General features: G+C 64.2%; 17 protein-coding genes. 9 read left to right on the forward strand and 8 right to left on the reverse strand.

From position 1 onward, the window contains the following. On the reverse strand, nt 1-628 hold a 628-nt coding region (locus HC022_RS06755), incomplete at its 3' end, for an ABC transporter permease (protein WP_167451900.1). Nucleotides 629-791: 163 nt separating this feature from the next. After that, complete coding sequence (locus HC022_RS06760) at nt 792-2,363, reverse strand: ABC transporter substrate-binding protein (RefSeq protein WP_167451901.1); 1,572 nt, start codon at nt 2,361-2,363, stop codon at nt 792-794. Between the two features lie 127 nt (nt 2,364-2,490). Here HC022_RS06760 and HC022_RS06765 point away from each other — a divergent pair, with 127 nt between their 5' ends. Further along, complete coding sequence (locus tag HC022_RS06765; RefSeq protein ID WP_167451902.1) at nt 2,491-3,192, forward strand: DUF1028 domain-containing protein; 702 nt, start codon at nt 2,491-2,493, stop codon at nt 3,190-3,192. Here the strand turns inward: HC022_RS06765 and HC022_RS06770 are convergent. The 3 genes from HC022_RS06770 to gloB all read right to left on the reverse strand — a co-directional run bounded on the left by HC022_RS06770 (nt 3,179) and on the right by gloB (nt 7,398). Continuing rightward, a complete protein-coding gene (locus HC022_RS06770) occupies nt 3,179-3,937 on the reverse strand; it encodes a FadR/GntR family transcriptional regulator (RefSeq protein ID WP_167451903.1) in 759 nt (252 codons plus the stop codon). The two genes, HC022_RS06765 and HC022_RS06770, sit on opposite strands and share 14 nt — an antisense overlap. A 220-nt stretch (nt 3,938-4,157) precedes the next feature. Then, nucleotides 4,158-6,488 (reverse strand): ATP-dependent Clp protease ATP-binding subunit ClpA, encoded by a 2,331-nt coding sequence (clpA, locus tag HC022_RS06775; protein ID WP_008886730.1) that lies wholly within the window; start codon nt 6,486-6,488, stop codon nt 4,158-4,160. Between the two features lie 154 nt (nt 6,489-6,642). Next, the gene (gene gloB / locus HC022_RS06780; RefSeq protein WP_167451904.1) at nt 6,643-7,398 is read right to left on the reverse strand and encodes a hydroxyacylglutathione hydrolase; all 756 of its coding nucleotides are present in this window, start codon (nt 7,396-7,398) and stop codon (nt 6,643-6,645) included. A gap of 62 nt (nt 7,399-7,460) precedes the next feature. Between gloB and HC022_RS06785 the strand changes: the two genes are divergently transcribed. From HC022_RS06785 to HC022_RS06815, 7 genes are all read left to right on the forward strand, one after another. Then, complete coding sequence (locus tag HC022_RS06785; protein WP_008886857.1) at nt 7,461-8,210, forward strand: class I SAM-dependent methyltransferase; 750 nt, start codon at nt 7,461-7,463, stop codon at nt 8,208-8,210. Between the two features lie 847 nt (nt 8,211-9,057). Beyond that, on the forward strand, nt 9,058-9,618 hold the full coding sequence (locus HC022_RS06790; protein WP_368484621.1) for a F0F1 ATP synthase subunit delta: 561 nt from the start codon (nt 9,058-9,060) through the stop codon (nt 9,616-9,618). Continuing rightward, the gene (gene atpA / locus HC022_RS06795; RefSeq protein WP_008887172.1) at nt 9,619-11,157 is read left to right on the forward strand and encodes a F0F1 ATP synthase subunit alpha; all 1,539 of its coding nucleotides are present in this window, start codon (nt 9,619-9,621) and stop codon (nt 11,155-11,157) included. A 21-nt stretch (nt 11,158-11,178) separates the two neighbouring features. After that, nucleotides 11,179-12,060: a F0F1 ATP synthase subunit gamma gene (locus HC022_RS06800; RefSeq protein ID WP_167451905.1), complete on the forward strand. Its 882-nt coding sequence runs from the start codon at nt 11,179-11,181 to the stop codon at nt 12,058-12,060. Nucleotides 12,061-12,076: 16 nt separating this feature from the next. Next, entirely contained in the window at nt 12,077-13,501 is a 1,425-nt protein-coding gene (atpD, locus tag HC022_RS06805; RefSeq protein ID WP_008886749.1) for a F0F1 ATP synthase subunit beta, read from the forward strand. A gap of 56 nt (nt 13,502-13,557) precedes the next feature. Next, entirely contained in the window at nt 13,558-13,992 is a 435-nt protein-coding gene (locus tag HC022_RS06810; protein ID WP_008886839.1) for a F0F1 ATP synthase subunit epsilon, read from the forward strand. Between the two features lie 141 nt (nt 13,993-14,133). After that, nucleotides 14,134-14,481, forward strand: coding sequence for an H-type lectin domain-containing protein (locus HC022_RS06815; RefSeq protein ID WP_167451906.1), 348 nt, complete (start codon nt 14,134-14,136; stop codon nt 14,479-14,481). 494 nt (nt 14,482-14,975) lie between these two features. Here the strand turns inward: HC022_RS06815 and HC022_RS06820 are convergent, their stop codons facing one another. From HC022_RS06820 to HC022_RS06830, 3 genes are all read right to left on the reverse strand, one after another. After that, the gene (locus HC022_RS06820) at nt 14,976-15,347 is read right to left on the reverse strand and encodes a hypothetical protein (RefSeq protein ID WP_167451907.1); all 372 of its coding nucleotides are present in this window, start codon (nt 15,345-15,347) and stop codon (nt 14,976-14,978) included. Between the two features lie 124 nt (nt 15,348-15,471). Next, entirely contained in the window at nt 15,472-16,752 is a 1,281-nt protein-coding gene (locus HC022_RS06825; protein WP_167451908.1) for a plasmid recombination protein, read from the reverse strand. A gap of 191 nt (nt 16,753-16,943) precedes the next feature. Next, nucleotides 16,944-17,543 carry a hypothetical protein gene (locus HC022_RS06830; protein ID WP_167451909.1) on the reverse strand — a complete coding sequence of 200 codons (600 nt, stop codon included), beginning with the start codon at nt 17,541-17,543 and terminating at the stop codon, nt 16,944-16,946. A gap of 168 nt (nt 17,544-17,711) precedes the next feature. On the opposite strand from HC022_RS06830, the gene HC022_RS06835 reads away from it, so the two are divergent. Beyond that, a complete protein-coding gene (locus HC022_RS06835) occupies nt 17,712-18,629 on the forward strand; it encodes a hypothetical protein (RefSeq protein ID WP_175583485.1) in 918 nt (305 codons plus the stop codon). The last annotated feature ends 162 nt before the right edge of the window (nt 18,630-18,791 follow it).

Here is an 18,791-nt window from a genome sequence, read left to right on the forward strand (position 1 = left end):
GCACCTCCAGCATGGCCGAGCGCGACAGCCGCGCCACCACGCCGGTCGCCACCACCGCCAGCGCCAGCGCCGGCATCGTCAGGTGCCGCAGCAGCACCCAGAGATCGCGGTCGCCGTAGATCGGCCACATCCCCGAGGCCGGGAACCAGCGCAGCCGCACGGCGAAGATCAGGATCATCATCATGCCGAGGAAGAAGGACGGGATCGAGATCCCCAGCAGCACCGCGAAGGTGATGCCCCGGTCCGCCGCCCCGTATTGCCGCGCCGCCGAGACCACCCCCGCCGCCACGCCCACCACCGAGCACAGCACGAAGGAGGTCCCCGCCAGCACCAGCGTCGCCCCGAACCGGTCCAGCACCTCGTCGAGCACCGGCCGGTTGAGCGAGAACGACCGCCCGAAATCGCCCTGCACCATGTTCCAGAGCCAGATCGCGTAGCGCTGCACCGCCGGCTTGTCGAGCCCGAGATCCCGGTTCAGCTTCTCCACGTTCTCGGGCGTTGCGTAGCTCCCGAGGATCGCCGTCGCCGGATCGCCCGGGATCAGCGCCATGATGGCGAAGACGATCACCGTGATCCCCAGCAGCACCGGGATCGCCGAGACCAGCCGTTTCAGAATGTAGCTTCCCAAGGGGTGCCCCCGTTTTCCGCTGTCACCGACCGCGGCGCTTCATCTTGCCGGACAAACTCCGGGGTGAATGCGCGCTGCGCGCGCAGAGGGGCAGAGCCCCTGCTTCCGCGCGGGCGTCAGCCCGCGCCGGTCGGACCGGGCGCAGCCCCGGTCCGAAACCCCTTCAGTTCTTCGTCACCTCGTCCAGCAGCAGGAAGAACGACGGCTGCAGCTCGAAGCCCTCGACCCGGTCGCTGGTCACCGCGTTCTGCTTCCAGTTCGCCACGAAGACCCAGGGCGCATCCTCCTGCACGATCTCCTGCATCTGCTTGTAGAGCGTCGCACGCTCGTCCTGGTCGGTGGCGACCCGCGCCTTCTCGAGCAGCTCGTCGACCTCCGGGTTGGAATAGTATCCCGAGTTGAACCCGCCCTTGTCGGGCCAGGCCTCGCTGCGCAGCGCGAGGAACGGCAGGGTGTCGGGGTCGTTGGTCATCCACGCCATCTCGGCCATGTCCGCCTTGCCCTCGAGCCCGGGGTTCACCTCGCCGAGGAAGGTGTTCCACTCGTAGGTCTCGATCCTGGTGTCGAAGCCCACTGCGTTCAGGTCCGCCTGGATTGCCGTGCCCATGGCAATCGGATCGAGCATCCCCGACCCGCCCTCGGTCACGAAGAAGGTCAGCTCCGCGCCCTCGGCACCGGCCTCGGCGAGCAGCGCCTTCGCCTTCTCGGGGTCATAGGGGTAGGGCTCGAGCGCCTCGTTGTAGGCCCATGCGAAGGCCGGCGGCGTGGGGCCGGCGGCGACCTCGGCGGTGCCCTCGAGCACGTCGTTCACCAGCGCTTCCTTGTTGATCGCGTAATTCGCCGCCTGCCGCACCTTCTTGTCGGCGAAGGGGCCCTCCTTGGCGTTCAGGATCAGGAACCACACATGCGGGCCGGCCTGTTCGAAGATCCGGAAGCTGTCGCTCCGGAACTCCGACAGCGCCACCGGGGGCACCTCGACCATCATGTCGATGCCGCCGGCCAGCATCTCGGCGGTGCGGGTGTTGGCATCGGTGATCGGACGAAACACCACCGCCTGCAGCGCCGGCGCGCCGTCCCAGTAATCGGGGTTGGCCTCGACCACCACCGCCTCGTTCGAGCGCCATTCGGCGAAGGTGAAGGCCCCCGTGCCGCTCGGGTTGCGGGCGAAATCCGCGCCGTACTGCTCGACCGCCGCGGGCGAGACGATGAGCCCGGTAGGATAGGCGAGGTTCGACAGGAAGGGCGCGTAGGGCTCGGACAGGGTGAACTTCACCGTCAGCTCGTCCACCGCCTCGACCGAGGCCACCGACGAGAAGAAGAACGCCAGCGGGAAGGGGCCGGTGTCGTGAAACGGGTGATCCTCGTTCAGCATGCGCTCGAAGTTGAATACCACCGCCTCGGCATCGAAGGGGCTGCCATCGTGGAAGCTCACGCCCTCGCGCAGGGCAAAGGTGTACTCGGTGCCGTCCTCCGAGATCTCCCACGACGTGGCCAGCGCCGGCTCGACCTCGAGCGTGCCGGACTTGTAGCGCACCAGCCCGTCGTAGACGTTCATCAGGATGCGGAAGTCGTTCACCGCGGTCACCGCCGCCGGGTCCAGCGCCTTGGGCTCGGCGATCTGGCCCACGATAAGCACGCCGGGCGGCGTCTGCGCCGCTGCGGGCAGGCCGAGGCTCAGGGCAAGCGCGGTGCCGGTGGCGAGGACGCCCCGCCGGGTCCAGGTCAGAACTCCCATATTTTCATCCTCTCTGTGTCGCCGCCGCGGCCCGGCGGCCATAATTTTTCATGATCAATTGAAGCAGGCCAAATTATCGTGATAAATTCAACGAAATTCTTTCCCGACCGCTTGCCCGGAGGTGCCCGTGACCTTTTCCCTTCTCGTCCATGACCGCGAAACCGGCACATTCGGCGGCGCCGCCGCGACCGGGAGCCTTTGCGTCGGCGGCTGGGTCCTGCGCGGAACCGTCGATTCGGGCCTGTCGGCCAGCCAGGGCACCGCGCCCTCGACCTTCTGGGGCGAGGATGCGCTTACCGCCATGCGCGGCGGCGAAAGCGCGGCCGGGGCGGTGACGCGGCTCACCGGGGCCGATCCCGGCTGCGGCCACCGGCAGCTCTCGGCGCTGGACCCGCGGGGCGGCACGGGCGCCTTCACCGGCGCCGACAGCATCCCGGTCAGCGGTCACCACACCGAGCCGGGGCTCGTGGTGGCGGGCAACATGCTGGGGGCCTCCACGGTGCTGCCGGCGCTGCGCCGGGGCTATCTCGAGGCCGCGGGCAGCATGGCCGAGCGCCTGCTCGCCGGGTTGCGGGCGGCAGATGCGGATGCGTCGGACTTTCGCGGGCTGCAATCGGCGGCGCTGCTGGTGCTGCACCCGGAGGCGCCGCCCCTGAGCCTGCGTATCGACTATGCCGAGGCGCCGCTCGACGCGCTCGAGGCGCTGCTGGCCCGCGCGACGGGCTCGCCCTATGCCGACTGGCTGCCCGTGGTGCCGGTGGCCACGGACCGGACGCGGGCGCCGGCAGAGGCCCCGACCGTCGCGGGCCGCGCGCCTATTCGGCGATGAAGCGGCGCAGCACGCGCGCTTCCTGCTCCTTCATCAGCGACTCCGCCACCTCCATGTGGGCGCGCATCACCGCGCGGGCCCGCGAGGCGTCGTTCTTGCGCAGCGCGTCGACCAACTCGGTCTGGTAGGAGCGCCCCTTCTGCCAGAGCGCCCGGTTCTGCGGCTCGTATAGCCGGCGCCAGACCGTGAGTTCCGTCAGGATCTGCGTCATGAACTCGACGGTGAAGGCCAGCAGCGGGTTCTCGGCCCAGGACGCCAGCAGGGCGTGGAACTTGAGCGATGAGACGTGTTGCGCGCGCTCCTCGTCCACGTCGCGGGCGGGCAGGGGGTATTCGGCGATCACCTCCTCGAGCTGGGAGAGCTGTTCCTCGGAGAGGCGGCCGGCGAGGCTGGCGGCGACCTCGGGTTCGAGCAGCTTGCGGAGCTGGTAGATGTCCGAGATCGAGAGATCGCGGAAGTAGAAGTAGTTGGCCAGCAGCGCCCGCGCCCGTTCGCCGGTGACCTCGCCCACGAAACTGCCGCCACCGGGGCCGGTGCGGGTTTCGACCAGCCCCTGCGCCTCGAGGATGCGCATGGCCTCGCGCACGGTCCCTTTGGAGCGGCCGTAGCGGGCGATGAGCTCGGCCTCGCCCGGCAGGCGGTCTCCGGCGCGCAGCTCGTGCTCGACGACCCACTCCTTGATGGTCTCCGCGAGCTGCACCGGCCGCGAGCGCCGCGGCGGCGCCTTGTCCGGGCGTCTCGTCATCCGGGTCCTCCTGTGTGCGGCGGCGTCTGGCGCGCCGTCCGGGGGCGGTCCTGCGGGTCATCCCGCGGACCGGCGGCCCTTATAGCGCGGCGGCACCGGGGCTGGCCAGCCCCGCGGCGGGACACGCGGAGGCGCCATGGGGTGAAAACGAAAACTCCGCCGCGCGTGGGGCGCGGCGGAGCGATGAGTCCTGTCGTCTGGTCCAGACCGGCGGCCCGGATCAGTCGGCGGTGAGAAGCGGCGGCTTCTTCGAGGAGAGGCGCAGCTTGTCCGGCCCTTCGAACGAGAGCGACAGCTTGCCGTCCTTGATGCCGACCTTGACCACGCCGCCCTTCTGAAGCTTGCCGAACAGCAGTTCCTCGGCCAGCGGCTTCTTCAGGTTCTCCTGGATCACGCGGCCCAGCGGACGCGCGCCCATGCGGTCGTCGTAGCCCTTGTCGGCCAGCCATTCGGCCGCTGGCTTGGTGAGCTCGATGGTCACGTTGCGATCCATGAGCTGCGCCTCGAGCTGCAGCACGAACTTCTCGACGACCGAGAGGATGATCTCTTTCGGCAGCGGCTGGAAGCTGATGACCGCGTCCAGACGGTTGCGGAATTCCGGCGTGAAGGTCCGCTCGATGGCGGCGGTGTCCTCGCCCTCGCGACGGTCACGGCCGAAGCCGATCGCCGCCTTGGCCTGTTCCGCGGCACCCGCGTTCGAGGTCATGATCAGGATCACGTTGCGGAAATCCACCGTCCGGCCGTTGTGGTCGGTCAGCGAGCCGTGGTCCATCACCTGCAGCAGGATGTTGTAGACATCCGGATGCGCCTTCTCGATCTCGTCGAGCAGGAGCACGCAGTGCGGGTGCTGGTCCACGCCGTCGGTGAGCTGGCCGCCCTGGTCGAAGCCGACATAGCCCGGAGGCGCACCGATCAGGCGCGAGACCGCGTGCTTCTCCATGTACTCGGACATGTCGAAACGCAGCAGCTCCACGCCCAGCGTGCTGGCGAGTTGCTTGGCCACCTCGGTCTTGCCGACCCCGGTCGGGCCCGCGAAGAGGTAGTTGCCGATCGGTTTCTCGGGCTCGCGCAGGCCGGCACGGGCCAGCTTGATCGCCGAGCTGAGCGCCTCGATCGCCGGATCCTGGCCGAAGACCACGCGCTTGAGGCTCTTCTCGAGATCCTTGAGCACCTCGGCATCGTCCTTGGAGACGTTCTTCGGGGGGATGCGGGCGATCTTGGCCACGACCTCCTCGATTTCCTTGGCGCCGATGGTCTTGCGACGCTTGGATTCGGCCACGAGATGCTGGGCCGCGCCGGCCTCGTCGATGACGTCGATGGCCTTGTCGGGCAGCTTGCGGTCGTTGATGTAGCGCGCCGAGAGCTCGACCGCGGACTTGATGGCGTCAGCGGTGTACTTGATCGAGTGGTGCTCCTCGAAATAGGGCTTGAGGCCCTTGAGGATCTTGACCGTGTCCTCGACCGAGGGCTCGTTCACGTCGATCTTCTGGAACCGGCGGCTGAGCGCGCGGTCCTTCTCGAAGTGCTGGCGGAACTCCTTGTAGGTGGTCGAGCCCATGGTGCGCAGCTTGCCGCCCTGAAGCGCGGGCTTCAGGAGGTTCGAGGCGTCCATGGCCCCGCCCGAGGTCGCGCCGGCGCCGATCACCGTGTGGATCTCGTCGATGAAGAGCACCGCGTCGGGGTGTTCCTCGAGCTCGGTCACCACGGCCTTGAGCCGCTCTTCGAAGTCGCCGCGGTAGCGGGTGCCGGCCAGCAGCGCGCCCATGTCGAGCGAGAAGATGGTGGTCTTCGACAGCACCTCGGGGGTGTCGCCGTTGACGATCTTGCGCGCCAGCCCCTCGGCGATGGCGGTCTTGCCGACGCCGGGATCGCCCACCAGGAGCGGGTTGTTCTTGCGGCGGCGGCAGAGCACCTGGATGCAGCGCTCGACCTCCTGCTCGCGCCCGATGAGCGGGTCGATGTCGCCCTTGCGGGACTTGCTGTTGAGATCGACGCAGTACTTGCCGAGCGCCGATTCCTTGTTGTCCTGCGGAGCCTCGGCCTGGGTGGCCTTGGTCTCTTCCTCGGCTTCCTGCGCGCCGGTGACCGGGCGGCTCTCGCCGTAGGCGGGGTTCTTGGCCACGCCATGCGCGATGAAGTTGACCGCGTCGTAGCGGGTCATGTCCTGCTCCTGCAGGAAGTAGGCGGCGTTGCTCTCGCGCTCGGCGAAGATCGCGACGAGCACGTTGGCACCGGTGACCTCGGTCCGGCCCGAGGACTGGACGTGGATCGCGGCGCGCTGGATCACGCGCTGGAAGGCGGCGGTGGGCACCGCTTCGGACCCCTCGATGTCGGTCACGAGGTTCGAGAGATCCTCATCGATGAACTCCACCAGCGTGGTCCGCAGCTCCTCGGTGTCCACGGAGCAGGCCTTCATCACGCGTGCGGCATCGGGTTCGTCGATCAGTGCGAGCAGGAGATGTTCCAGCGTCGCGAATTCATGGCTGCGCGAGTTCGCGAGAGCCAGCGCTGCGTGAATGGCCTGTTCCAGGGTATTCGAGAAAGACGGCACGGGGGCGCTCCTCTTGTCTGCGTCGGGCGGTCAGGCCCAACATTGCCTTCTATCGTTAAAGTTCGGTCGACTCCCGCGTTCCATCAAGGAATTTCTTGGCCGATGCCGCTCACATTTGCAGTGAGCCATGACATCTGGCGTGAAAAGCGGCGGCTCAGAACTTGTCTTTCCTTGCGCGGATCTCGGCGAAGACCTCTGCATCGGTAGCGGTCTTCATGCCCAGCAAATCGCGGATTTCCGGGGAGTCGGGACGCAGGAAAGGGTTGGTGGCCAGTTCCTCGGACAGCTTGCAGGTGGCGGTTGGAAGCCCCTCTGCCCTGGCTTTGGCAATGTCGTTTGCTCTAGATTTAAGCGTTGCGTTGCCGGGTTCAATGGTCAGCGCGAAGCGGGCGTTGGATTGGGTATATTCATGGCCGGAGCAAACCATTGTTTCGGGTGGTAGCGCTGCCAGTTTCGACAGGCTGTCCCACATCATCTCCGGCGTTCCCTCGAACACGCGGCCGCAGCCGAGCGCCATCAGGCTGTCCGCAGTGAACACCACCTGCGCCTCGGGGAAGTGGAAGGCGATGTGGCCGAGCGTGTGACCGGGCACATATATGACCTCGCACCGGGTTCCCGCAACCTCGAGCACGTCCCCGCCCTGCACCGCGAGGTCGAGGGCGGGCATCTTCTCCTGCTCGGCGCGGGGGCCGACGACGGAGCAGCCGAAGGTGGCACGCAGCTCGTCGACGCCGCCGACGTGGTCGTGGTGGTGATGGGTGATGAGCAGCGTGTCGAGGCCCCAGCCGCGCTCGGACAGGGCCGCGGCGATCGGCGCCGCCTCGGGCGCATCGATGAGGCAGACCCCGCCGGGACCCCGCACGAGATAGGCGTAGTTGTCGCTGAGACAGGGGACGGTGACGATCTCCATGGTCTTTCCTCATAGGCTTTGCCAGACTGCGCCCAGCTTGAAGGAAGGGAGAGAGCGTCGCAATGCACCTCGACGTTCACGATATGCGTGACTTCTACTATCGCAGCGCACTCGGCCGCGCGGCGCAACGCATCGTCCGCGACCAGGTGCTGCAGTTCTGGCCCGATGCCCATGGCCACACGATGGTGGGCTATGGCTTCGCGGTGCCGCTCTTGCGGCCGTACCTGAAGGGCGCGCGCCGGGTCGTCGGGCTGATGCCCGCGCCGCAGGGGGTGATGTCCTGGCCCGCCGGGCAGCCCAACGTCACCGTGCTGTGCGAGGAAACGCTCTGGCCGCTCGAGACCGGCCACGTCGACCGGCTGATCATGATGCACGGGCTCGAGACGTCGGAGCGGCCCTCGGAGCTGCTGGACGAATGCTACCGCGTGCTGGGGCCGGGAGGCGAGGCGCTGTTCGTGGTGCCCAACCGCTCGGGCCTCTGGGCGCGCTCCGAGAAGACGCCCTTCGGCTACGGCCGCCCCTATTCGCTGAGCCAGCTCGACGCGCAGCTCAAGCGCCACGATTTCATCCGGCAGAGCCACGTCTCGGTGCTGTACCAGCCGCCCTCGAGCCGCCGGTTCTGGATGCGCACCGGCCCGGTGTGGGAGCGCATCGGCCGTGCCATCCCGGCGCTGGTGGCGGGCGGCGTGCTGATCGTGCGGGTGTCGAAGCGCTACCCGCCCGAGCGCACCGGGCTGGGCGACAAGGTGCGGATGCCGAACCCGCTCGACGTGCTCACGCCGGCGCCCAAGAAGGAACAGAAGCCGGTCTGACGGTCTGCCATCGTTGCGGAGCGGCGGCTTGAGGCGTGCCGGTCTTTGGGGACTTGCCGATGTCGCCGCTCGCTCGTGCCGATGCCGTGGCGTGTCTCGCGTCGGTGCCATGCTGCCTCCGCCCGCTCCCTCTCTCCTGTCAGGGCGGCCTGACGCGTACCGGCGGCGCCCGGTCCCTCACGCGGTTCCCGCAAGTTGTCCTGCGCTGGTGTCGTGAGCTCCGTCACGCCCGTGTCGAGGGACCACACGCCGATGCCGCGTGTTCCTCCACACCGGCCCGGGGGCTCGTCCTGCGCCGGTCCTGCCGTCCTGCCGCGCGCCTGTGTCGCGCGGGGCCTCCGACCGGTCGCGACGAGGTCCCGCCCGGGTCCTGCGGCAGGACGCCGCGGCGGGCGGCAGAATCGCATCACCGGGACGTGACTCGCTGAAACTTGACGTTTCGCTGGTTAACGCAAACATTGGCCCTCCGCAGATCCCGACGGACCCTGTGTCGGGCGGTAACGGCGGGCGTTCCGGACGCGTGGTGGCGCAGCTTTCCAACGGTTTGCGCTATCGCGGGATGGCGCCCCTTGCCGCAGCCAGGGGCCGTTTTTGTTTGCCTGAATTAACGAAAAATCAATTAATTCCAAAAGCCTGTCCGAGAGCGCCGTTACGGAAAGGCGCAAGTCCTTGGAAAATGACGGCTTCAAGCTGGCCGCAAAACCTCCTAAGCATGTTGCGAGGGCGGGGTGCCTCTGCTACATCCGCGCTGATTTCGACGCCCTGGTGCAGATCAGGGCAGGGACAACGCCTCCGGACACCGGGACGACCCCGTGTGTCGCGGGGGCCTCATATCGGAAGGGTGGACGTGTCAGAACCAGCTTCGATCTCCGGCGGCATCGCGGCACGCTATGCCAAGGCGATCTTCGACATCGCCAAAGAGAACAATGATCTCGGCAATCTCGAAGGCAACATCAACGAACTGGCGGCCGCGCTGGACGACAGCGCCGACCTGCGCGATCTCGTCTCCTCGCCGATCTATCCCCGTCAGTCCATGCAGGACGCGATCATGGCCGTGTCCGCCAAGATGGGCCTCATTCCCGCGCTGCACAACGGCCTGGGCCTGATGGCGCAGAAGCGCCGTCTGTTCGTGCTGCCGCAGGTCATCGCCCAGCTTCGCGAGAAGATCTCCGAGGCCAAGGGGGAAGTGACCGCCGACGTGACCAGCGCCACCGCGCTGTCCGACGAGCAGACCGCCCAGCTTGCCGAGAAGCTCAAGTCCAGCTTCGGCAAGGATGTGAAGATCAAAACGACCGTTGATGAGGGTCTCATCGGTGGTCTCGTCGTCAAGGTGGGCTCGAAGATGATCGACACGTCGATCCGCTCGAAGCTCAACTCCCTCCAGAATGCAATGAAAGAGGTCGGATAAATGGGTATCCAAGCAGCCGAGATCTCGGCGATCCTTAAGGAGCAGATCCAGAACTTCGGCAAGGAGGCCGAAGTCGCCGAAGTGGGCCGTGTGCTCTCTGTCGGTGACGGTATCGCCCGCGTCCACGGCCTCGATTCCGTGAAGGCCGGCGAGATGGTCGAATTCCCGGGCGGCATCATGGGCATGGCGCTGAACCTCGAAGCCGACAACGTCGGCGTCGTGATCTTCGGCTCCGACCGCGACATCAAGGAAGGCGACCTCGTCAAGCGCACCAACGCCATCGTGGACGTCCCCGCCGGCGAGGCACTGCTCGGCCGCGTGGTCGACGGTCTCGGCAACCCGCTGGACGGCAAGGGCCCGATCGCAGCCTCGGAGCGCCGCATCGCCGACGTGAAGGCACCGGGCATCATCCCGCGTAAATCCGTGCACGAGCCCATGGCGACCGGCCTCAAGGCCGTCGACGCCATGATCCCGATCGGCCGCGGCCAGCGCGAGCTGATCATCGGCGACCGTCAGACCGGCAAGACCGCCATCGCGCTCGACGCCATCCTGAACCAGAAGTCGTACAACGACGCCGCCGGCGACAACGAGAGCAAGAAGCTCTACTGCATCTACGTCGCCATCGGCCAGAAGCGCTCGACCGTCGCGCAGCTGGTGAAGCGCCTCGAAGCCACCGGCGCCATCGACTACTCGATCGTCGTGGCCGCAACCGCGTCCGACCCGGCGCCGATGCAGTTCCTTGCCCCCTACGCCGCGACCGCCATGGCGGAATACTTCCGCGACAACGGCAAGCACGCGCTCATCATCTACGATGACCTCTCCAAGCAGGCCGTGGCCTACCGCCAGATGTCGCTCCTCCTGCGCCGTCCGCCGGGCCGTGAAGCCTACCCGGGCGACGTGTTCTACCTCCACTCGCGCCTGCTCGAGCGTTCGGCCAAGCTGAACGAGGATCACGGTGCCGGCTCGCTGACCGCGCTGCCGATCATCGAGACCCAGGGCGGCGACGTGTCGGCCTTCATCCCGACCAACGTGATCTCGATCACCGACGGCCAGATCTTCCTCGAGACCGAACTGTTCTTCCAGGGCATCCGTCCGGCCGTGAACACCGGTCTGTCGGTGTCGCGCGTGGGCTCCTCGGCCCAGACCAAGGCGATGTCCTCGGTGGCAGGCCCGGTGAAGCTGTCGCTCGCCCAGTACCGCGAGATGGCCGCCTTCGCGCAGTTCGGTTCCGACCTCGACGCCGCGACCCAGCGCCTGCTGAACCGTGGTGCACGTCTGACCGAGCTGATGAAGCAGCCGCAGTACTCGCCGCTGACCAACGCCGAGATCGTCTGCATCATCTTCGCGGGCACCAACGGCTACCTCGACAACATCCCGGTCCGTGAAGTCGGCAAGTACGAGGCGGCGCTCCTCGCCTTCCTGCGCGGCCAGCGCAAGGACATCCTCGACTGGATCGAGAGCGAGGACCCGAAGATCAAGGGCGAACCCGCGGACAAGCTTAAGGCAGCGCTCGACGAATTCGCCAAGACCTACGCCTGAGCGCCCTGAAAGGACAGGATCATGCCTAGCCTAAAGGACCTCAAGAACCGGATCTCCTCGGTCAAGTCGACCCGGAAGATCACCAAGGCCATGCAGATGGTGGCCGCCGCGAAACTGCGGCGGGCACAGGATGCTGCCGAACAGTCGCGTCCCTACGCCGAGCGCTTCAACAAGGTGCTCGGTGCTCTGGCCGCGTCTGTCGGTGGCAGCGCCACGGCTCCGAAACTGCTGTCCGGCACCGGCCAGGACGACGTGCACCTGCTCGTCGTCATGACCGCCGAGCGCGGGCTCTGCGGTGGTTTCAACAGCTCCATCGTGAAGAAGGCGCGGGTCGAGATCGAGAAGCTCAGGGCCGCTGGCAAGACGGTCAAGATCCTGACCGTCGGCAAGAAGGGCCGCGAGCAGCTCAAGCGTGACTTCGCCGATCTGTTCGTCGGACACGTCGACCTGAGCGAGGTGAAGAAGCTCGGCTACGCCGACGCGCAGGGCATCGCCAAGGACGTGCTGACACGTTTCGATGCCGGCGAGTTCGATGTCGCGACGATCTTCTACTCGGCCTTCGTCAACGTGGTCAGCCAGATCCCGACCGCGCAGCAGATCATCCCGGCTGCCTTCGAGGCACCGGAGTCCGACGAGGAGGGCACGGGCCCCCTCTACGATTACGAGCCCGACGAGGAGCGTATCCTCGCCGACCTGCTGCCCCGTGGTGTCGCGACCCAGATCTTCTCGGCTCTGCTGGAGAACGCGGCCTCGGAACAGGGGGCTCGGATGAGCGCCATGGACAACGCCACGCGCAACGCGGGCGAGATGATCGACAAGCTGACCATCGAGTACAACCGTTCGCGTCAGGCGGTCATCACCAACGAACTGATCGAAATCATCTCGGGCGCCGAGGCGCTCTAAGAACCGGAGACGATAAATGGCAAACGCAAAAGGCAAAGTGACCCAGGTCATCGGCGCCGTGGTCGACGTGAAGTTCGACGACCACCTCCCCGAGATCCTGAACGCGCTGACCACCACCAACGACGGCAAGACCCTGGTTCTTGAAGTTGCACAGCACCTCGGTGAAAGCACCGTGCGTACCATCGCGATGGACTCGACCGAAGGTCTGGTCCGTGGCCAGGAAGTGACCGACACCCAGGGCCCGATCTCGGTGCCCGTGGGCAACGCCACCCTGGGCCGCATCCTGAACGTCGTGGGCGAGCCCGTCGACGAGCAGGGCCCGGTCGAGGCGGACGAATACCGTGCGATCCACCAGCCGGCACCCGAGTTCGACGAGCAGGCGACCGACACCGAGATCCTCGTGACCGGCATCAAGGTCATCGACCTGCTGGCGCCCTACTCGAAGGGTGGCAAGATCGGCCTCTTCGGCGGCGCCGGCGTGGGCAAGACCGTTCTCATCATGGAACTGATCAACAACATCGCAAAGGTGCACTCGGGCTTCTCCGTGTTCGCCGGTGTTGGCGAGCGGACCCGTGAGGGCAACGACCTCTACCACGAGATGATCGAATCCAACGTCATCAAGCCCGACAACCTGTCGGAATCGCAGGTGGCGCTGGTCTACGGCCAGATGAACGAACCGCCGGGGGCCCGTGCCCGCGTCGCCCTGACCGGCCTGACCCTCGCCGAGCAGTTCCGTGACCAGTCCGGCACCGACGTTCTGTTCTTCGTGGACAACATCTTCCGCTTCACGCAGGCAGGCTCCGAGGTGTCCGCACTTCTCGGCCGTATCCCCTCGGCCGTGGGCTACCAGCCGACGCTCGCGACGGACATGGGCGCGATGCAGGAACGCATCACCTCGACCAAGAACGGCTCGATCACCTCGATCCAGGCCGTCTACGTTCCCGCGGACGACCTTACCGACCCCGCGCCCGCGACCACCTTCGCCCACCTCGACGCGACCACGGTTCTCAACCGCGCGATCTCGGAACTCGGCATCTACCCGGCCGTGGACCCGCTGGATTCGAACAGCCGGATCCTCGACCCGCAGATCGTCGGCGAAGAGCACTACAACGTCGCACGTGACGTGCAGGGGATCCTCCAGCGCTACAAGTCGCTGCAGGACATCATCGCCATCCTCGGCATGGACGAACTGTCGGAAGAGGACAAGCTGACCGTGGCCCGCGCCCGGAAGATCCAGCGTTTCCTCAGCCAGCCGTTCGACGTGGCGAAGGTCTTCACCGGCTCCGACGGTGTCCAGGTTCCGCTCGAAGACACCATCTCGTCGTTCAAGGCCGTGGTTGCAGGCGAATACGACCACCTGCCCGAGGCAGCCTTCTACATGGTCGGCGGCATCGACGAGGTGCTCGCCAAGGCCGAGAAGCTGGCCGCGGAAGCTGCCTGATGACTGCCGGGGGGCCGGCTCTGTGATCCGCGCCCCCCATTCAACCGGAGGCCCCTATGGCTGATACGATGCAATTCGACCTCGTGAGCCCCGAGCGGAACCTGCTGTCCGCCCAGGCTTCGACGGTCGCGATCCCCGGCTCCGAGGGTGACCTCACCGTGGGTCCGGGTCACGAGCCCACGATCACCACGCTGCGCCCCGGCATCCTGAAGGTCGAGACCGACAAGGGCGCCGAGGAGTTCGTCGTGACCGGCGGTTTCGTCGAGATCGGGGACGGCGTGACCGTCCTGGCCGAGAAGGCCGTGCCCCATGCCGACATGGACCAGGCGACCTACGAGGCGCTGGTGTCCGAGGCAGAGGCGACCTACAGGCAGATCAAGGAAGCCACCAACAACGAACCCGGCCCGGTCGACGAGGCAGCCAAGCTGCTCATGGACATGGTCGCGATCGGTGGCCACATCGGGCTCGACCCGAAGCAGCCGAACTTCTGATCCCGGCCTTGTCGCCGGAACGGATCGAGGGCCCCGCTTGCGCGGGGCCTTTTGCTTTTGCGGTGGGCTGTTGTGTGCGGGCCGTGCGCTTCCATGGCGGGGCACCGGATGCTATCCCCCCTCGGCAACGGAGGAGACGGCATGCGGAAACTGCTGGGCGCGCACATCGGCATCGAACAGGGCAACACCGAGCTGTTCTCGGATTTCGCCAATGGCGGCGAGATGTGGACGGGCTCGGGCACCCGCGAGCGCCGCAAGGCCGTGCGCTTCTCGGAAGCCTTCCGCAGCCCGCCCTCGGTGCAGGTGTCCCTCTCGCTCTGGGACATGGACCAGAGCGCCAATATCCGCGCCGACATCCTTGCCGAGAACATCACCGAGAGCGGCTTCGAACTGGTGTTCCGGACCTGGGCCGATACCCGCATCGCAAGGGTGCGGATGTCGTGGCTCGCCATCGGCGAGGTCGCGAGCGAGGACGACTGGCAGCTGTAGTAACGGGGGGACGTGCCTGCCGGGGCCGCACGCGGTGTTCGGACGGCGTTTCGGTTGGCATTGAGGCGTTTGGAAGATGGCCGGTTCGGCCGTCGTTCGCAGGGCCTTCGGGGCGGGGCCCGGCGGCGGGTGGCGATGTCGGCGAAAATGGCCGGGGCCAGTGCGGATGGTGACGGGGGAGGGGGGCGCTGCCTAACCGATATTTGAAGTTTTTTGGCGACGGCAAACCCGGGCTATTCGGCCAGGTCGGCAATTGTCCGGCCGCAGCCGGAAATCCCGAGCACCGGTGGCGGTTCGCCGTAGAGCTGAAGTGCGTCCGCGCGCCTGACTGTCAAGCAGCGGACGCGCTTGATCGAGCCGACGCCTCTATGCGCGGTCGAACCGCCGTGCGCCCAAAGGCCGGCCACGCAGCCCTCCACAGGGCCGTGCCAGTGGCACAGGTCCCAGGTCATGCGTAAAGGCGCGTTGTTCTCACCCCACCAGTGATCAGTTCTTCAGGCTTCGGCCTGCTCGCCATCGTCCGGCTTGATCGCGCCGGTCTTGGAACGACGCCGCTCCTCGATGCGCGCGTCCACTTCGTCGCGCACGGACTGAGGGCAATCCGCGTGATCGGCAATCAGGCGGGCGTCCGAAACTTTCGCCACCCGGCAGAACAGCGAAAACATGCCTTGTAGCAGGCGATCGTCCTCGCACTCCCACACAGCTTGGTCGAAGTTGTCATGCACGGCTTTGAGCCTGCGCAGCTGGTAGTTGCGTGCATCGATGGCGGCCTTGTCACGAATTGCTTCGATACGGGCATCGGCGCGCATCTGGCTCTCAGTCCGGCGACGGCGATCGATGATGGGACGCTTCTTGGGTTTGGTCATTTTGGGGTCTCCTCAGAGAAGGGTTTCACAGAATGCCGCGGTCTTTCTGGGTGGGGCCGGTAATCGCGAACAAGAAGCACATGCGTCCCTTTGAAATGAGAAAAAAACTTTCGAGGGCATCTATTCAGTCCTTTTCCGGAGGTTCCTCTCGGGCGTCGGGCAAGCGACTGATTTTGCGGGATATACTGATGATCGCACGCGACAGAGATTTTCGCGCATTCGCGATGCGATTGCGTGCTGCCGTGCCGAGTCCCGACGCGATCTCGACGATGGCGTCATCCGCCAGCCTGATCTCATCGAACGCGTCCTTCAGCTCGGCCCGAGCCTCGCTGCCAGCCTGCGCACGAAGAACCTCGAGGGCACGGCCGAATAGCCGCTGCGTCGGCGACGCGGAGGTTGATCCCTTCTCATCCCCGCTGCCACTCGCATTTCCGGCTCCGACAACCACACGGCCTTCAGCGACATCCCGCGCCACCGACAGGGTCGCGTTCGCCTGGGCGGCCTTCTGGTCGGCATTCATCTCGCGGCCGACCACGGACGCCTCCTTAGCATCGATCTCATCTTCACGCGCGCTCTGGGCCAGATCGCGCTCCGCCAGCTTTCGCTCCTGTTTTTCTCTCCAGACGCGCGGGCTGACATGGCACCGCTTCTTGGGCACACTGACCAGGTCCAAGGTATCCGCCTCACCGGCTTCGAAGGCTTCGCGCGCCTTCCTGTTGTGTTCCAGGGCCTTGCGAAGTTTCCGCTTCCGCTTTTTCCCTCGCTTCAAACCGACTGCCTTGAACCAGTCGCCCACATCATCCTGACCCTTCTCGTAGCTCGCGATCACTGGGTGGATGGAGGGCTGGAGCATCCGTTTGCCGCACGGGAGCTTTGTCCGCGGCATCACCACCGCATGGATGTGATAGGTCTCCTCATCCACATCGGCCCGGGCATGGATGCAATCATCGCCGAACGCGTGCTTCAGCCAGCCTATGGCACAGTCCTCGAACTGCTGCTCGAGCGTCGGGCCGCTTTCGTCGAGGAAGCCCTGCATGTCGAGTGCGAACCACTTCTTGTTCGTCGTCAGGATCACCTCACGCATCGGGCCATGCTTGGATGCCCTCCACGGGTCCTTCGGCCCTTCTCGAAGGAGCTGCTTGAGATCGCTCTTGTGCCGTCGCTTCTTCAACCCTTCCATCTGGATTAGGAAGTTCTCGAAGCGCATCTCGGCGATCTGGTTCCAGGCCGTCTGAGCCCAGTTAGCCTCGCCGATAAGCAGCCGGTTCAGCGGTCTCTTGTTCGGGTCAGAGTGGCCGACATCGCCACCGTCGCGCCTGCGGTGGGACTCGTAGCCTGCGAGCTGGTGGGGCCACATGCCCTGCATGCGCATCGCGATGCGGAACTTCTTCGATTTCTTTCCCATGTCTCTGCCTCTTGTTGGGGAGGGCAGGACATGGGGTGGCGCTTTCCGCGTCGGAAATGATCACCCGAACCTCTTTTTGCCACCTGTGGCAATCCTGGGCCGAGCTAAGTTCATTGGAGAATAAGTAAGTTTGGAGTAAATGTATGAGAGGCCTGTTTTCTTAAGAAGAAAAAATCTGTGTTATCGTGAGTTCATCTATTTCCGGGCGCGCTGATGGTTCGCTGACCCGCTGCATTTCCCTCATTTTCAGTTTGGTCGTCCGCGAAGTAATATAGGCCAAAGGCTAGGATTAGCGCAGAGGTCACAGCAATCAAGATCCTCTTGGTGTAGTAAAAAGTGGGCTCGCCCTTTTTGACTCTGCTCCATTCATGTTTTAGAAGTTTTTTAGAGGCGGATAAGTATTTTCTTTCAATTCTCTTGACGGCATCCGGCGTAAATTTGTCCTTTGAGCCTGCAAGTCTCTCAAATTCTTCCATTGCCAGTATTAGTTCTTTAGGTATATCTTCCTCCGAGTTTACCCTCAGAATTATGCCGTGGTTTGCTTTGTTTAGCTCCTTGTAATTCTTTACAAGCTCATTGGCGTCGATAGTTGTGCCCGAATTCTTCAGGCGCTTCAAGTCACACACGGCGTTAATGCACACAAGATAGTCTGATAGGCACTGCCTAAGATCGTTGATCCAAGCTTGCCTAAATTCTGATACCTTTTGCTCCTTGCCAATAATCATTCCGATTATTGATATAACACCGGCGACTATTGCTGCACCAACCGCCCCAACGCTAACTCCCCCCAAGTCAAATGCCTTTCGTTTTGTGGTGGCAAAACTGATGCCTGATGCTCATCGTATGTTGCCATATCATCTGGGTTGTAGTTAGAGTCAAAGAAAATCTTTTGGGAGTTGGCGACTGTGCGAGAAAAACTGACGTTTCACTTTGAGGGAGGCTTAGCTGACGAGCATCAAATGAACTTCTACGAAGTCGCTCGGTTCCAGTATGCTGCTTCTAGATTGCTAGTTAAGTTGGCACAGTTCCGGCAGGTCGGTCGTTTTCCCAAAAACATCTCGAATAAATCAAACGTCGACATCTTTGTTAAACCCTTTACCGAAGGTTCATTTAACATTGACGTCGACGATCCTGGGCAGCCGAAAGAAGATCAGTTTGTTGACCTTAGCTTAGGCGACCTTGTCGCGTATATCAGCGAGAGAGTAATCGAGAAAATAGATGAAGAAGCAATGGGGCGAAGCCTTTCCAGGCTTCCGGCGGCGAGGGCCGATGTTTCCGACGTCACTGCGGACGCTGTTGATACTGCTGCGCATGAGCTAGCAAGTGGAAACGCCGAAATCGGCGACTTCCCGGCTGACTTACAGCCGCTACTGAGGAGGCGAGTTGCTGAAATCAATCGAGATGAGCGTTTGCTGGAGCGTGAAGGATCCATAAAGAAAATTGACGCTGCTAGAGAACAGAAACTCATCGCTATGGCAGCACCTTTAATGAGTGAGATGGCTGTTGCTCTGCGGCGAAGTGCAGAAACTTTGGAGGTTACGTCTACGAGCGATCGAGGCGTGAACAAAGTTCTCTTTCTTGATGAGCGAATGGCGTCGGACATTGAGACCGCCAGAGTCGATACAGAGATAACGGCAATACTCTGTGATGTTGTGCAATTCAACAAGGACAATGGTTGGGGCAAGGTGAAGATTGAAAACGGCTCCAAAGTTGTCAGCTTCAGCATTCCCTACGACCTCCTCCCTTCAATCAAGCAGAGATTGATTGACACGATGAAGAAGGATCAAGTCTACCTGCAAACATATTTCGTGCGAGACCGAGGCGGCGACGTTGTTAGATTGATAGTCGCAGGCATTCTTAATACTCCGACGATGTAGGCAGGATATTTTGTGATTGGTTTTTGGTCACATTGCTTATGCTTTAGTGGCTAGCTCATCGCATTTCATCTTTGGTTCGTTTTTTGACGAACGCTGACATTTTACTCACTAAGTAACCCGCGCAATCGTCCTTCGGACGCTTTCGCGGGCTACCGTTCGCCG

It is taken from the genome of Salipiger sp. HF18 (genome assembly GCF_011806505.1).
GTDB classification, from domain to species: Bacteria; Pseudomonadota; Alphaproteobacteria; order Rhodobacterales; family Rhodobacteraceae; genus Salipiger; species Salipiger thiooxidans.

Coding starts and splice junctions, on each gene's coding strand:
- HC022_RS06760 (WP_167451901.1), bottom strand. CDS start 2,363: ATGGGAGTTCTGACCTGGACCCGGCGGGGCGTCCTCGCCACCGGCACC.
- HC022_RS06770 (WP_167451903.1), bottom strand. CDS start 3,937: ATGACGAGACGCCCGGACAAGGCGCCGCCGCGGCGCTCGCGGCCGGTG.
- gloB (WP_167451904.1), bottom strand. CDS start 7,398: ATGGAGATCGTCACCGTCCCCTGTCTCAGCGACAACTACGCCTATCTC.
- HC022_RS06785 (WP_008886857.1), top strand. CDS start 7,461: ATGCACCTCGACGTTCACGATATGCGTGACTTCTACTATCGCAGCGCA.
- atpA (WP_008887172.1), top strand. CDS start 9,619: ATGGGTATCCAAGCAGCCGAGATCTCGGCGATCCTTAAGGAGCAGATC.
- HC022_RS06800 (WP_167451905.1), top strand. CDS start 11,179: ATGCCTAGCCTAAAGGACCTCAAGAACCGGATCTCCTCGGTCAAGTCG.
- atpD (WP_008886749.1), top strand. CDS start 12,077: ATGGCAAACGCAAAAGGCAAAGTGACCCAGGTCATCGGCGCCGTGGTC.
- HC022_RS06810 (WP_008886839.1), top strand. CDS start 13,558: ATGGCTGATACGATGCAATTCGACCTCGTGAGCCCCGAGCGGAACCTG.
- HC022_RS06815 (WP_167451906.1), top strand. CDS start 14,134: ATGCGGAAACTGCTGGGCGCGCACATCGGCATCGAACAGGGCAACACC.
- HC022_RS06820 (WP_167451907.1), bottom strand. CDS start 15,347: ATGACCAAACCCAAGAAGCGTCCCATCATCGATCGCCGTCGCCGGACT.
- HC022_RS06825 (WP_167451908.1), bottom strand. CDS start 16,752: ATGGGAAAGAAATCGAAGAAGTTCCGCATCGCGATGCGCATGCAGGGC.
- HC022_RS06835 (WP_175583485.1), top strand. CDS start 17,712: ATGAACTTCTACGAAGTCGCTCGGTTCCAGTATGCTGCTTCTAGATTG.